The sequence below is a fragment of the Candidatus Benthicola sp. genome, from assembly GCF_058719085.1.
This window is the reverse complement of record NZ_JBZQEK010000095.1, coordinates 11,755-26,086: the sequence shown is the minus strand read 5'-3', so window position 1 is coordinate 26,086 and position 14,332 is coordinate 11,755. Positions and strand designations below refer to the sequence as shown.

The window sequence follows — 14,332 nt, the reverse complement described above, 5'->3', positions numbered from 1 at the left end:
GGCCCTCCCGGGTGGCGGGATTCCCTCAGGTGATGGGAAGCTCGGAGTCCAGGAGGGCTCGCGCGACGGTGAGGTCCGGCCGGTCCGCCAGGTCCAGGGTCGGGGGGTCGTCGAAGCGGTTCCAGTCCCGGTCCCAGACGAGTTGCAGGCGCGGACGGAGCATGTTCCCCGGATCCGTCGCCACTACCCGGCCGATCTCCCCCGAGCTGATCTGCACGTAACTGTCGAGCGGAAAGGCCGAGATCTCGTTCACGAGCGCGGCTACTACCTGTGCCGAGAAATATTCCTCCTGCATGCCCACGACGCGCTCGAGCGCCTGAAGCGCCGTGAACGGCGATCGATAGGTTCTCGGATGAGAAAGCGCCTCGAACACGTCGGCGACTCCCAGGATTCGGGCGATCGGGTCGATGGCCGGGTCCCGGAGGCCGAAGGGATATCCCTGTCCCCGGGCTCTCTCGTGCTCCTGCAGCACGGCGCGCCGCAGGGATTCCTCGCGAGGTACGACACGCTCCAGGATCTCCGCCCCGAGAACCGGGTGTTGACGCAGAGCCTCACGCTCTCGATCCGACCAAGCGCCCGGGTTGCGCAGCATCTCGAGTGGCAGCCTCGCCATGCCGATGTCGTGCACGAGACCAGCGTGAACGACTTCCACCGCGTCTTCGATGCCGGACACCATCCCGAGGGCGATCTTGCCGGCCAGGATGGCGACGTTCACACAGTGGCTCGCGAGATCGTAGGTCCCGTGCGGCTCCAGGCTCCGATTGATGAGGGTGTTGTCACGCAACAGGTCCGTGTGGATCCTCTCCGCCAGCGGACGGCCGCGGACGATGTCGGGGTCCGAATCCTCACGGACGGAGGCGAGAACCTCCTCGACGTACGCGCGAGCCTCCTCGTAGAGCGGATTGGGCGCGAACGGAACGGGCGAGCGAGCCCGTACCGCGCGCGTCACGAAGTGTCCGGAGCGGTCGGCCGACGCATCGGGAACCACGGTCAGGAGCAGATCGGCAGGATCTGCGTCTTCCAGATCGGCCCCCGGCTCCACGAACTCCACTCGACACGGGAGACCGCTCAGGGCAGTCCGCAGCTCCACATCCAGGTCGTCCTCACCGAGCAGAACAAGCAGCCTTCGGCCTTCGGCATCTCCCATCGGGTCGTCGGTCCTTTCTTCCGGCAGCAGGTCTCCTGGCGAACGCGTTTCCATCCCGACGCTGCCCGCGTCGGATGCACGCGCCCGACGTCCGAACCGCAATATTCGGGCTCGCGCCTCGGCCGTCCGAGGTGCATCTTCCGGCATGAGCCGAAAATACATGCTATTCGGTGCGATTTCAGCGTTCATCGGGGTGGCCGCCGGCGCGTTCGGTGCGCACGGTCTCGCTACGCGGCTGCCCGGGAATCTGCTTGCGGTTTACGAGACGGGCGTGCGTTACGAACTGGTTCACGCCCTGGCACTCCTGTTCGTCGGGTTGGCCGCCGATCGTTGGCCGTCCCGAGCCTGGGTGAGCGCCGGGTGGATGTTCGTCGCGGGCACCGTGCTGTTCTCGGGCAGCCTGTACGCGCTCGCTCTCAGCGGCGTGCGGGCCCTCGGTGCGATCACGCCGGTCGGCGGGCTCTGCTTCCTTCTCGGATGGGTCTTCGTGGGGTGGGCCGCATGGCGGGCCGCACCCGACGCATCGAACACCCGTGAGGGGTCGCGCTGACTGGAGGACGGCTCACAGTCGGGGCGGCGTGACCCCCGTCTGTCCCTGATACTTGCCCTTCTTGTCCGCGTAGCTGGTCTCACATTCCTCGTCCGACTCGAAGAACAGGACCTGAGCGATGCCCTCGTTCGCGTAGATCCGTGCAGGGAGCGGGGTCGTGTTGCTGATCTCGAGGGTCACGTGACCCTCCCATTCCGGCTCGAAGGGCGTGACGTTCGTGATGATCCCGCACCGCGCATAGGTGCTCTTGCCGACGCAGATCGTCAGCACGTTTCGGGGAATGCGGAAGTATTCCACCGAGCGCGCGAGAGCGAACGAGTTCGGGGGGACGATACACACGTCCCCCTTGTGCTCGATGAAGGACCGCTCGTCGAAGTGCTTCGGGTCGACGACGGGAGAAAGGGCATTGTGAAAGATGCGGAACTCGTCCGACACGCGCATGTCGTAGCCATAGCTCGACAGGCCGTACGAGATGACGCCTTTCCGGATCTGGCCATCGGTAAAAGGCTCGATCATCCCCCATTCACGGGCGGCCCGGCGGATCCAGCGATCGCTCTTGATCATGATGTGTCGGCTCTCCGTTTTGCGGTCCTGCGACCCCCAGCATCGTCTCCAGCACGGAGGCTACGGCCTCCGCGCGCTCCTCGGGCGCGGCATGTCCGCAACCCGCTTCGAGGTGGAACGTGCCCCCCAAGTGGTCCGCCCACCTGCGCACCGCGCGTACCGGAATGCGCCGGTCTCGCGATCCGGCGATCACGTGTACCTGGACGCCCGGTGCCTCCCACCGGTCCAGCTCGGCCGGATTCCAATCGGAGAGAATCCGGGTGAGTCCACGCGCCCGCCCCGAGTCCCTCCAAGGCTCGGAATACCGATCGATGGTCCCGGGGAGCATCGCACCGGGGTCCTCGAACACGCGTCGCTCGAGGATATAGCGTGTGAGCGGTCGACGAAACAGCCGCAGGAGGGGTGCGGCGAGGATCCGCACCGCCGGCGGGCGCAGCAGGCCCAGCGCCACGGGGCGCTCGAGATCGGGCGTGACCGGGTTGACGAGGAGGAGCGCGCTGGCGTCCACCCTGCGCGAGGCGGCCACGGCGATGGCGGCCCCGTGCGAGTGTCCGGCGAGGAGCGGTCGGCGCACACCGAGCTCCTCGATGATCACCCCCAGCCGCCGGACCTCGGATTCGAGATCGTACCGGGCATGGGGCGCCGCATCGGATTCCCCCCGTCCGAGCAGGTCGACCAGGATGCAGCGGGCGAGGCCCCCCAGCCTTCGGGCCACGGGATGCCAGCTGCTTCGATTGGCACTGAGACCGTGCAGGAATACGACGGGCGGAAGTCCGCCTGCAGGGCCGGTGTCTTCGATCGCGATCGTCCCGTCCGGGGTTCGAATCCGCCGGACCACTTGTCCCGGGAGGCCCACCATGCTCTCTTGTTTCACGCAGTCTCGCGCTGACCTCGCCGAAGGGTCGAAAACGCCTGTAATCACAGCAGAATAGCGCGTTTTCGGAGGAAGCGCCCGTCCGCTTGACGCTTCGCGGCGAGCTTCGCTATTTTCGGCGCGGTTCGTGAACAATTTCACAAACGGCCTGGCAGGCGATGATACAGGAATACCTGGGCGTCGCAATCCTCTTCGCGGTCGGCCTGCTCGCATCGGGCATGTTCCTCCTGCTGTCCCACTTGGCGAGCGCATATCGGCCGACTTCGGTCAAGGCGATGCCGTACGAGTCGGGGATCGACCCCCTCGGGGACACGAGAGAACGATACTCCGTCAAGTTCTATATCGTCGCGATGCTCTTCATCGTGTTCGACATCGAGACCATCTTCTTCCTGCCCTGGGCCGTCGTGTTCCGGGATCTGGGTCTCTTCGGCCTGATCGAGATGTTCATCTTCATCTTCGTCCTTGCCGTGGGCCTCGCCTACGCGTGGAAGAAGGGTGCGTTGGAGTGGGACTGACGAATGACGGATGACAGGAAGCGCCTACCGACCGTGGACTCGCCCGCTCCCGACCTCGATACGGGAGCACCGACCTCGTGGATCACCACGAAGGTGGACGCCATCGTGAACTGGTCCCGGCGGAACTCGCTGTGGCCGATGCCGCTGGGGACCGCGTGCTGCGCCATCGAGATGATGGCTTCGGCGGGTTCCAAGTACGACATCGCGCGGTTTGGAGCGGAGCGCTTCTCGTTCAGTCCCCGGCAGGCCGATCTGATGATCGTGGCGGGTCGGGTCACCTACAAGATGGCGCCCATCCTGCGACGGATCTGGGATCAGATGCCGCAGCCCAAGTGGTGCATCTCCATGGGGGCGTGCGCGAGCTCGGGCGGGATGTTCGACAACTACACGATCGTTCAGGGTATCGACCAGATCGTGCCTGTCGACGTCTACGTCCCCGGCTGTCCTCCGCGACCCGAGGGCCTGCTGTACGGCGTCCTCATGATCCAGGAGAAGATCAAGGGCGAGTCGCTCGCCAATCCGGTGCACCGGGAAGAGAGCTCGGAGGCCGTGGGCCAGCCCAATCTTCCGCCGGAGGCGATCGAGCTGGTCGCGCAGCCGTTCGGGAACTCCACCCGCCAGAATCGCATCAGCGGGGTCGAGGGGTCTTCCGCGGTGTCGCGGCCCCGCGATCGCCGCGAACGACTCATGGAGCACCAGGACTGAGCCATGGCCTCCACCGTGACACCCTCCGTGCCCGACCTGGTGATCGGCGCTGCGCCCTCGGCGAAGCCGGAAGAGAACCCGTCCGTGCGGGCGGTACGGGGTCGGTTCCCGGATGCGGTCCGGGACATCTATTCCGACGCCGCGGGCACGCCGGTCGTCAGCATAGAGCCGGCCCGACTACACGACGTGGTCGGCTATCTGAAGAGCGAGCCGGAACAGGCGTTCGACCTGCTGCTCGACGTGATGGGCGTGGATCCCGGCGGTGGCTCGGCGCTCCATGTCTGGTACCAGCTCTGGTCCACCGGGACCGGCCGGATGATCCGGCTGCTCGTCGTCCTGCCGCGGTCGGCGCTCTCCGTACGGAGCGTCGCGGACCTGCACGGCGCCGCGGACTGGCTGGAACGGGAAGTCTACGACATGTACGGGGTCGACTTCGAGGGACACCCCGACCTGCGACGAATCCTGATGCCGGAGAACTACGACGAGGGTTTTCCGCTTCGTAAGGATTTTCCGCTTCGTGGCCGCTTCACGCGCTCCGAGCAGGTCAGACGCGCACTCAACCGCTCGACCGAGGACGTCTACGCCCGGGAGGAGCTGGCGCTGGCCGGGGCCTTCGAGCTGCTGACGGAGGGCCCGGTCGACGGGGCCGGCTCGCCCGAGAACGGGGGTGGCGAATCGGCAGCCGAGTCCGATCACCTGGCCGGGGAGAAGATGGTGATCAACATGGGCCCGCAGCATCCGGCGACCCATGGAGTGCTGCGGCTCGTGCTTCAGCTCGATGGCGAGACGGTGGTGCGGTGTATTCCGCACATCGGCTACCTGCACACCGGGTTCGAGAAGACGTGTGAGTACCGCGAGTGGAACCAGGTCGTTCCGTACACCGATCGGATGGACTATCTGGCGCCGATGCTCTACAACATCGGGTACGCGCTCGCGGTGGAGAGCCTGCTCGGCGTCGAGATCACGCCCCGCTGTCGGGTGGTACGAGTGATTCTCAGCGAGCTGAACCGCATTCTCGGCCACCTCCTGTGGCTGGGCACCAATGCCATGGACATCGGTGCCACGACCGTGTTCCTGTATACCTTCCAGGAGCGCGAGCGCATCTACAACCTCCACGAGGCGTACTGCGGGGCCAGGATCACGACCTCGGTGACGAGGGTCGGCGGCATGCTCGCGGACCTTCCGACCGGGTGGCTCGAAGCGTGCCGCCAGTTCGTGGAGCAGCTGCCGGCGACGCTGGACGAGACCGAACGCCTGTTGACCCGGAACGCGATCTGGCAGTCCCGCCTGATCGACATCGGCGTGATCGATGCCGAGACGGCGCTGGATCTCGGGGTGACCGGGCCCAGCCTCCGCGGAAGCGGGATCGCCTACGACGTTCGGAAGGCTCGGCCGTATCTGGGCTACGAGGAATACGACTTCGATGTTCCGGTCGGCGTGGTGGGTGACTCGTACGATCGCTACCTCGTGCGGTTGGAAGAGATGCGTCAGAGCATCCGGATCCTGCGTCAGGCGCTGGATCGCGTCCCGGACGGTCCGATCAACGTCGAGGATCCCGCGGTGATTCTGCCGGACAAGAGCGATGCGATGTCATCCATCGATGCGATGATCGCGCATTTCAAGCTGGTCATGGAGGGCTTGCAGGTTCCGCCGGGCGAGGTCTGGTACTCGATCGAGGCCTCCAAGGGAGAGCTGGGATTCGGGCTCGTCTCGGATGGGGGCTCCAAGCCGGTCCGGTGTCGGTTCCGCGGACCCTCGTTCGTGAATTTGGCCTCCCTGCCGCACCTGGTGGAGGGGGGACTCGTTTCCGATGTGATCACCTGCAACGCCTCGATCGATATCGTGCTCGGTGAGATCGACCGATGAGTGAAGAGGGAGATCGTGTGAAGAAGCCGATACACCCCGCAGCGGCGAGTGCGCAGCCGTTCCAGGTTTCAGACCTGAGGCCGGTCGAGCCGCTGTTCGCCGACGAGGAGGGTAAGGACCGCCTCGAGAAGGCGTTGAGTCGGTATCCTGAGAAGCGTGCGGCGCTCCTCCCGATGCTCGGCTACGCCCAGGAGAGGAACGGTTGGGTCTCGGACCGGGACATGGTGGAGATCGCCGAAGCGCTGGATCTGACGCCCGCATACGTCCGGTCCGTGGCCACCTTCTACACCATGTACAACAAGCACCCGGTGGGCCGACACCTGATTCAGGTGTGCACCTGCATCTCCTGCCATCTGCTGGAGGCCGATGAGGTGTTCGAGCGCTTCCTGTCGGAGACCGGAACGCGGGCCGGAGAGGTCTCCGATGACGGTCGGTTCACCGTGATCGAGGCCGAGTGTCTCGGCGCTTGCGGCTTCGCGACGGCCGTGCAGGTGAACGACCGCTACTACGAGAACGTGACGCCGGACAAGGTGCCGGCGATCCTGGACGAACTGGACTAGGCGGCCAACACCGATGGGGTACCCTTACAGCCACGACCTGGAAGTGGGAACGCTGCTCTCCCGCCACCTCGGCGACGAGCGGGCGCGCTCCCTCGAGGGCTGGAAAGAACTCGGCGGCTACGCGAGCCTGCCCCGCGCGCTCGAGATGGAGCCCGACGCGATCACCGAGGTGGTGAAGGAGTCCGGGCTGCGGGGGCGAGGCGGCGCCGGATTCCCGACCGGCGTGAAGTGGAGCTTCATGCCGAAGGAGCCCAACGGGCCCCACTACCTGTGCTGCAACGCGGACGAGAGTGAACCCGGGGCGTTCAAGGACCGGGAGGTCATCCGGTGGGTGCCCCACCTGCTGATCGAAGGTTGCCTGATCGCGGCAAGGGCCATCCGGGCCGAGCACGTCTACATCTACGTCCGGGGAGAGTTCTTTCCGTTCAGCGCCATCCTGCGCGATGCCGTGGTGGAGGCGTACGAGGGTGGGTACGCGGGTGAGGACATTCTCGGCAGCGGCTGGAGCTGCGACGTCACCGTGCATCTGGGAGCGGGAGCGTACATCGCGGGAGAGGAAACGGGCCTCATGAGCTCCCTGATGGGCGGTCGGGCGGAGCCCTGGATCAAGCCGCCATTTCCGGCCCAGTCCGGCGCGTTCGGCCGACCCACTACGGTCAACAACGTGGAGACGCTGGCAGCCGTCCCGATGATTCTCTCCGAAGGGGCGGAATGGTACCGTCAGTGGGGCACGGAGAAGAGCCCCGGCACGAAGCTGTGGTGCTGCTCGGGTCACCTGGAGCGGCCGGGCACGTACGAGCTGCCCATGGGCATCAACCTCAAGGATGTGATCTACGAGGTCTGCGGAGGACCGCCGAATGGAAAGAAGGTCAAGGCGGTCATCCCCGGCGGATCGTCGACGGCGATGCTCACGGCGGAGGAGCTCGATTGTGAGGGCACCTACGAGGGCATGGCCGAGGCGGGAACCGCTCTCGGAACGGCCTCCCCCATCGTGATGGACGAAGACACGAACATCGTCCGGGCGATGCGGCGAATCGCCGAGTTCTACGCACACGAATCCTGCGGGCAGTGCGTGCAGTGCCGCGAGGGCACCTCGTGGACGGCCAAGATCCTCCACCGGATCGAGGATGGGGACGGTACCTCGCAGGATATCGATACGCTGTACCACCTGTGCGAGCAGATGACGGGTCGGACGATCTGCCCGCTCGCGGACAGCGTCGTGTTCCCGCTCCGATCGTCCCTCGACAAGTTCAAACACGAGTACGAAGCGCTGATCCGGCGCTGAGAAGAGACCCCAGCGAGAGACCGCCGACGGATGAGCGACGCAGCGAATCGAATCACCCTGACCATAGACGGCGTGGACGTATCGGTCGACGCCGGTACGACGGTGCTCCAGGCGGCCGAGCGTGCGGGCATCGTGGTGCCGCACTACTGCTACCACCCCGGCATCCCGAGCCGGCCGGCCCAGTGCCGCATGTGCCTGGTCGAGATCGATGGCCAGCCCAAGCTGCAGCCGTCCTGCGTGTTTCCCGCGGCCGACGGGATGGTGGTCCACACGACGAGCGACGCGGCCCGGACCGCTCGCAAGTCGGTGATCGAGTTCCTGTTGCTGAACCATCCCCTGGACTGCCCGATCTGCGATGCGGCGGGGCAGTGCATGCTGCAGGACTATGCCTTCGAGACCGGTCAGCTCAGCAGCCGGTACGCGGAGGCGAAGATGGTCCTCGGCCGAGACCGGGTGGCCGAGGACATCCTCTACTTCGGAGACCGCTGCATCATCTGCACGCGCTGTGTCCGTTTCATGGAAGACATCGCGGGCGACAACGCGCTGATCGTGGCCCAGCGAGGGCACAAGGCCTACATCGATACCTTCCCGGGCAAGGATCTCGACCACGCCTTCCGTGGCAACATCGTCGACGTGTGTCCGGTTGGAGCCCTCGTGCACGAGGACTTCGTGTTCAAGGCCCGTGCGTGGGACATGGACACGGCGGCGGGGATCTGTCCGGGGTGCTCGACGGGCTGCAACATCGAAATCAACGCGAAGGAGAACCAGATCGTTCGCACCAAGCCGCGGCTGAATCCGGACGTGAACTCCTACTGGATGTGTGATCACGGCCGGAGAGTCCTGGTGATGTCCAACCGTGGCGTCCGGGCGGAGGTTCCGTTGATTCCGGGCGAAGATGGACTCGAGCCCGCGAGCTGGAACGAAGCGCTGACCTGGGTGGCCGAGCGCCTCACCGACTCCGGTGGGACGGCCGTGGTGTCGGCCGGCGCTTCCACCGAGAGCCTGTTCTACACCCGGCTGCTTCTCGGTCGAATGGGCATCGACGGGGGGACGTTCGCGGTCGACACGGGCGACGAGGTCACGCTGAAGGGCTTTCCGAAGCTGAAGCTGCGAGCCGAGCGGGAGCCGAACGTTCGGGGCGCGGAGCTGCAGGGCTTTTCGGTCGCCGATCAGCTTCCGTCGGTGTCCGACGGCTCGACACTCGTCGTGCTCGGAGACGGCCTTGCCGATGCGCCGGCCGACTTCGGGGCGAATGCGGGGTTCTTCCTCTACATCGGATCCCACATGCATCCGGCGGCGCGCAACGCGACCGCCGTCCTGCCCGCGGCGACGGTCCCCGAAATGGCCGGGACGTTCGTCAATTTCGAGGGACGCGTGCAGCGGTTCCACCAGGCGCTTCGGCCACCGGGAGTGGCGCGTCCGCCGTGGATGTTCCTGAGCCGACTGCTCGGGCAGCTCGGGGAATCCGAGGCCGTTCGCGACATCGAGAGTGCTTTCGCCGCGATGGCGGCCGCGACACCCGGCATGGAGTCCCTGACCTGGAAGGGTCTCGGCCTCAGAGGTGAACTTCTGAGCGCGACCGGCACGCCGGTCGGCGCGGCGGAATAGGGGGCAGAATGGAGGCGGTCAGCGGCACGGCCTTCGTCGTCGCCACGATCCTCAAGGTCCTGGTGTTCTTCGTGATCCTTCTGCTCGGCGTCGCGCTGTCGACGTACGTGGAGCGCAAGGTCGCCGGGTTCATGCAGGATCGGAGCGGCCCGAATCGTGTGGGCCCGCTCGGGCTGCTCCAGGTGATGGCGGATGGGCTGAAGTTCATTCTCAAGGAAGAGGTCACGCCTGCGGCCGCGCACCGGAACTTCTTTCTGCTCGCGCCGGTGCTCGCTCTGTTTCCGGCTACGGTCCTGTTCGGGGTCATACCGCTCGGATCGCCGCTGCCGACACCGTGGGGAAGGGTGGACATGATCGTGGCCGATGTTCCCATTGGCTTCCTCTACGTCCTCGCCATCGCCTCGCTGGGCGTGTACGGGCTCGTCATGGCCGGCTGGGCGTCGAACAGCAAGTACTCCTTCCTCGGTGGCCTTCGCGGGTCCGCCCAGATGATCTCCTACGAGATCGGACTCGCCATGAGCCTGGTGCCGGTGCTCATGCTGGCCGGAAACGTCGAGATGCCGGTGCTGGTGGCGATGCAGCAGTCCTTCACGGCGGGACCGGCCACCTACGGCATGTGGTTCGTGCTTCCCCTCATGCTCGCCAGCTTTTTCCTGGTCGTGTCGGGACTGGCCGAGACGAACCGGGTGCCGTTCGATCTACCCGAGGCGGAGGCGGAGATCGTAGGGGGGTATCACACCGAGTACTCGGCCATGAAGTTCGGCATGTTCTTCCTGGGTGAATACGCCCACCTGATCACCACGGCCGCCCTGATCTCGGTGTTCTTCCTCGGGGGCTGGGACATTCCTTTCTGGCAGGGCGACAACATCCGGGTGCTGGCGGATGGCACGGTCATCGGGGACCCGACCTGGTGGAAGACCCTGCTCACGTTCGGGGCCTTTGCGGCGAAGACGACCCTTCTGGTCATCTTCTTCATGTTCATCCGCTGGACGATTCCGAGGTTCCGGTACGACCAGCTGATGGATCTCGGGTGGAAGGTGTTTCTGCCGGCGCTCATGGGCTACATCATGTTGACGGCGATCGTGGTGTATCTGCTGGACTCCGCCGGCGTGACGCCGGGAGTGCGGTTCTCGGGCGCGCTCCTGGCCTTCAACCTGCTGCTCATGGTGATCTTCCTCTTCGTGCTGGATCGCGGCAGGCTAATTCGGGGTGCGACGATGAGAAGCCGGAAGGCACGGGGGTCGCGAAGGGCGGTTGCGGCGACGAGCGGAAGCGAGGGGGACTGACATGCCCGGCGAAGTGCGCATCGTAGAAAGGCCGGAGGCGGAGAGTTCGTACGTCCGGGCGATCACCAAGGGGCTCGGAATCACGATCGGACACTTCTTCCGACCGGACAAGCCGACCCAGCAGTACCCGGACGAGAAGTGGGAGCTCGGCCCCCGGTGGAGAGGCACGCACCGGATGGCGGTCCACGAGGACGGACGGGCGAAGTGCGTCGGCTGCGGTCTGTGCCCTACCGTCTGTCCCGTCAACTGTATCAAGCTGATTCCGGCCGAGGATGAGAACGGGGAACGGTACGCGGCGGTGTACGAGATCGACGAGTTCCGCTGCATCTTCTGCGGGTTCTGTCAGGAGGTGTGTCCCGTCGAGGCCATTCATCTAGGGGTCCATTACGAGAACGCCGAGTACAGTCGGGAGCGATGGGTATACGACCTGGCCCGCCTGTGCGACAACGACCATCCGGTCACGGCTCTCTGGGATCCCGCCGACCCGGCGTCCGAATGATGGTAGACTTCTTCTTCGCGCTCTTCGCCGTCGTGGCGATCGGTGGGGCCCTTGCCATGGTCCTGGCGAAGAATCCGGTGGCCAGCCTTCTGTACCTGGTGGCGGCCTTCTTCGCGATGTCGGGCATCTTCGTGATTCTGGATGCCCACTTCATCGCCGCGGTGAACGTCATCGTGTATGCCGGGGCGATCCTCGTGCTCTTCCTGTTCGTGATCATGCTCCTGAATCTGGGGCGCACGGAGAGGGGGGATCTGCGAGGGCCGTTCTACCGGCTGATCGGGATCGTGATGGGGGGCGCCCTCCTGGGCCTGTTCTTCGTCATGCTGCGGGAAGGGCAGGCGACGGGCATGGCAGGCGGCATGGGCCAGGCGACCATGGACGCGCTGCTCGAGTCGCGGGGCGCCATCGGCGTCATCGCCGAGCCCATGTTCCAGAGCTATCTGGTTCCGTTCGAGATCACCTCGCTGCTCCTGCTGGTGGCCATCGTGGGGGCCATCGTGCTGGCGCGACGAAAGGCACCGTGAGTCGGAATGGAAATCGAGACCTATTCGCTTCTCCTGAGTGCGCTCCTGTTCGCGATCGGCACGGCCGGCGTGCTGATTCGGCGGAACGCGATCATCATGTTCATGTGCATCGAGCTGATGCTGAATGCCGTGAACCTGACGCTCGTCGTGTTCTCGAGGTCTCTCGGGATCGAAGCCCAGGTGTTCGTGTTCTTCGTCATGGCTGTCGCCGCGGCTGAAGCCGCCGTCGGTCTGGCCATCATCATCGCCATCTTCCGGCACTACGAGCTCGTGGATGTCGATCGGATCAATCTCCTGAAATGGTGAACTTCCTAGAGACGGTTCTGCGGGTGGTGCAGCACGCCGAGGGCGGTTATCAGCCGATCCTTCCGGGACTGATTCTCCTGTTCCCCCTGGCGGGGTTCGTGATCAACGGTCTCGGGGCGTTCCTCTGGCGAGACAACAAGCGCGTGCCGGGCCTGGTCGGGCCCCTGGCGATCATCGCGGCGTTCGCGGTCGTGGTGGCGAACTTCCTCGCGATGCGGGGGGCGGCGCTCCACGAGCCGGCCATCGTGTCGCTGTGGACCTGGATGGCGGCAGGGGGGCTGTCGATCGGGGTCGACCTGCAGTTCGATCAGCTGTCGATCCTGATGATGCTGGTCGTGACGGGCGTTTCCTCGGTCATCCACGTCTACAGCATCGGCTACATGCGGGCGGATCCGGGGTACTCCCGGTACTTCGCCTACCTGAACCTGTTCGTCTTCTTCATGCTCATCCTCGTGATGGGTGCGAACTTCCCGATCATGTTCGTGGGCTGGGAGGGGGTCGGCCTCTGCTCGTACCTGCTGATCGGCTTCTGGTACGAGAACCGCGACTTCGCCTCCGCGGGCAAGAAGGCGTTCATCGTGAACCGCATCGGGGACTTCGGCTTCCTGGTCGCGATGTTCCTCATCTTCGCTCACTTCGGCACGCTGAACTTCACGGAGGTCTTCGCGGCCGCACCGGAGACGCTGGTGTTCTCCGGAGGAGTGGCGACGCTCATCACGCTCATGCTCTTCCTGGGCGCCACCGGAAAGTCGGCCCAGATCCCGCTCTACGTCTGGCTGCCCGACGCCATGGCCGGTCCGACCCCGGTCTCGGCGCTCATTCACGCCGCGACGATGGTCACGGCGGGCGTCTACCTGGTCGCCAGAGCCGGGGTGCTGTTCGCCATGGCCCCGGTGTCCCAGGCAGTGGTGGCAGCGGTGGGGGCCGGAACGGCGCTGTTCGCGGCGACCATCGCGACGCAGCAGTACGACATCAAGAAGGTCCTCGCGTACAGCACGGTGTCCCAGCTCGGCTACATGTTCCTGGCCGTCGGTATCGGCGCGTTCACGGCCGGGATCTTCCACCTGATGACGCACGCCTTCTTCAAGGCGCTGCTGTTCCTGGGGTCGGGTGCGGTCATCCATGCCATGCACGAGGCGCTGCACAAGGTGCACCGGCACGATGACCCGAACGACATGCGCAACCACGGCGGGTTGAAGAACTTCATGCCGATCACCTGGGCGACGATGTGGATCGGCACGGTCGCCATCGCCGGGATCTTTCCGTTCGCCGGCTTCTTCTCGAAGGACGAGATCATCTGGAGCGCCGGGGCCTACGGCTACTCTGTCCTCTGGGTGGTGGCGCTGGCGGCGGCCGTCCTCACGGCGGGGTACATGACGCGCCTCATGGTCCTCACCTTTCACGGTCAGAACCGGACCGGAGAGGATGCGAAGCCTCACCTTCGGGAGGTGCCGGCCGTCATGTGGGTTCCGCTCGCGATCCTCGCCGTGCTCTCCATCGTCGGGGGCTGGGTGCAGATTCCGGAGGCCCTGCCGGGTCTGCCCACGGTGGATGCGCTGCACCACTGGCTGGAACCGGTCATGGAGCCGGCCCGCGAGGTGATGGCCGAGCATGGCTTCCACAAGGCGCACGAGTCGCCGATCGGAGGGGGAGAGGCCCTGTGGGCCATCCTGTCGACCGGCCTCGCGCTCATCGTCGTGATCCTGACCTTCCGGGCGCTGGTGCAGCGCCGGTACGCAAGGGCGGCGGACTCGCCCGAGCCGGAAGGGCTGGCCGGGATCCTGTACAACAAGTGGTACGTGGACGAGCTGTACGATCGTCTGATCATCCGACCGCTCCTCGCCCTGTGGCGGGGATGCTGGCGGATCGTCGACGCCGGTCTGATTGACGGTACGCTGAACACCCTCGCCTCCGGCACCCGGATGGTCGGGTGGGTGGGGAGCCTCTTCCAGACGGGCCGCGTCGCCGGGTACATGTTCTGGTTCGTGACGGGTGTGGTGCTGATCCTCGCCCTGTTGATGCTGTAGCGAACCCAGCAAGCGA

Annotated in this window: 14 protein-coding genes and 1 pseudogene; 12 read left to right on the top strand and 3 right to left on the bottom strand. The window is 65.5% G+C overall.

The features are described from left to right. Nucleotides 1-25: 25 nt before the first annotated feature. Nucleotides 26-1,201, bottom strand: a complete 1,176-nt coding sequence (locus tag AC36XV_RS07365) for an HD-GYP domain-containing protein (protein WP_492203031.1) — start codon at nucleotides 1,199-1,201, stop codon at nucleotides 26-28. 91 nt (nucleotides 1,202-1,292) lie between these two features. On the opposite strand from AC36XV_RS07365, the gene AC36XV_RS07360 reads away from it, so the two are divergent. Then, nucleotides 1,293-1,697: a DUF423 domain-containing protein gene (locus AC36XV_RS07360; protein ID WP_492203030.1), complete on the top strand. Its 405-nt coding sequence runs from the start codon at nucleotides 1,293-1,295 to the stop codon at nucleotides 1,695-1,697. 12 nt (nucleotides 1,698-1,709) lie between these two features. Here AC36XV_RS07360 and dcd read toward each other — a convergent pair whose 3' ends face one another. Continuing rightward, nucleotides 1,710-2,264: a dCTP deaminase gene (gene dcd / locus AC36XV_RS07355; protein ID WP_492203056.1), complete on the bottom strand. Its 555-nt coding sequence runs from the start codon at nucleotides 2,262-2,264 to the stop codon at nucleotides 1,710-1,712. Further along, nucleotides 2,221-3,135 carry an alpha/beta fold hydrolase gene (locus AC36XV_RS07350; RefSeq protein WP_492203029.1) on the bottom strand — a complete coding sequence of 305 codons (915 nt, stop codon included), beginning with the start codon at nucleotides 3,133-3,135 and terminating at the stop codon, nucleotides 2,221-2,223. The genes dcd and AC36XV_RS07350 overlap by 44 nt, the downstream gene beginning before the upstream one ends. Nucleotides 3,136-3,293: 158 nt before the next feature. Between AC36XV_RS07350 and AC36XV_RS07345 the strand changes: the two genes are divergently transcribed. The 11 genes and pseudogenes from AC36XV_RS07345 to nuoL all read left to right on the top strand — a co-directional run bounded on the left by AC36XV_RS07345 (nucleotide 3,294) and on the right by nuoL (nucleotide 14,316). After that, nucleotides 3,294-3,650 carry an NADH-quinone oxidoreductase subunit A gene (locus AC36XV_RS07345; protein WP_492203028.1) on the top strand — a complete coding sequence of 119 codons (357 nt, stop codon included), beginning with the start codon at nucleotides 3,294-3,296 and terminating at the stop codon, nucleotides 3,648-3,650. Nucleotides 3,651-3,653: 3 nt separating this feature from the next. After that, nucleotides 3,654-4,247: pseudogene (locus AC36XV_RS07340) on the top strand (NADH-quinone oxidoreductase subunit B); the annotation flags it as partial. A gap of 111 nt (nucleotides 4,248-4,358) precedes the next feature. Then, complete coding sequence (nuoD, locus tag AC36XV_RS07335) at nucleotides 4,359-6,221, top strand: NADH dehydrogenase (quinone) subunit D (protein ID WP_492203027.1); 1,863 nt, start codon at nucleotides 4,359-4,361, stop codon at nucleotides 6,219-6,221. A 17-nt stretch (nucleotides 6,222-6,238) separates the two neighbouring features. Further along, nucleotides 6,239-6,781 carry an NADH-quinone oxidoreductase subunit NuoE family protein gene (locus AC36XV_RS07330; protein ID WP_492203026.1) on the top strand — a complete coding sequence of 181 codons (543 nt, stop codon included), beginning with the start codon at nucleotides 6,239-6,241 and terminating at the stop codon, nucleotides 6,779-6,781. Between the two features lie 13 nt (nucleotides 6,782-6,794). Beyond that, nucleotides 6,795-8,066, top strand: a complete 1,272-nt coding sequence (nuoF, locus tag AC36XV_RS07325) for an NADH-quinone oxidoreductase subunit NuoF (RefSeq protein WP_492203025.1) — start codon at nucleotides 6,795-6,797, stop codon at nucleotides 8,064-8,066. Between the two features lie 30 nt (nucleotides 8,067-8,096). Continuing rightward, the gene (locus AC36XV_RS07320; protein ID WP_492203024.1) at nucleotides 8,097-9,674 is read left to right on the top strand and encodes an NADH-quinone oxidoreductase subunit G; all 1,578 of its coding nucleotides are present in this window, start codon (nucleotides 8,097-8,099) and stop codon (nucleotides 9,672-9,674) included. 8 nt (nucleotides 9,675-9,682) lie between these two features. After that, the gene (locus tag AC36XV_RS07315) at nucleotides 9,683-10,960 is read left to right on the top strand and encodes a complex I subunit 1/NuoH family protein (RefSeq protein WP_492203023.1); all 1,278 of its coding nucleotides are present in this window, start codon (nucleotides 9,683-9,685) and stop codon (nucleotides 10,958-10,960) included. 1 nt (nucleotide 10,961) lies between these two features. Further along, the gene (locus tag AC36XV_RS07310; protein ID WP_492203022.1) at nucleotides 10,962-11,459 is read left to right on the top strand and encodes a NuoI/complex I 23 kDa subunit family protein; all 498 of its coding nucleotides are present in this window, start codon (nucleotides 10,962-10,964) and stop codon (nucleotides 11,457-11,459) included. Beyond that, a complete protein-coding gene (locus AC36XV_RS07305; RefSeq protein WP_492203021.1) occupies nucleotides 11,456-11,983 on the top strand; it encodes an NADH-quinone oxidoreductase subunit J in 528 nt (175 codons plus the stop codon). Before AC36XV_RS07310 ends, AC36XV_RS07305 begins: the two co-directional genes overlap by 4 nt. Nucleotides 11,984-11,989: 6 nt before the next feature. Then, nucleotides 11,990-12,289 (top strand): NADH-quinone oxidoreductase subunit NuoK, encoded by a 300-nt coding sequence (nuoK, locus tag AC36XV_RS07300; RefSeq protein WP_492203020.1) that lies wholly within the window; start codon nucleotides 11,990-11,992, stop codon nucleotides 12,287-12,289. Beyond that, the gene (nuoL, locus tag AC36XV_RS07295; RefSeq protein WP_492203019.1) at nucleotides 12,283-14,316 is read left to right on the top strand and encodes an NADH-quinone oxidoreductase subunit L; all 2,034 of its coding nucleotides are present in this window, start codon (nucleotides 12,283-12,285) and stop codon (nucleotides 14,314-14,316) included. The genes nuoK and nuoL overlap by 7 nt, the downstream gene beginning before the upstream one ends. Nucleotides 14,317-14,332 lie beyond the last annotated feature (16 nt).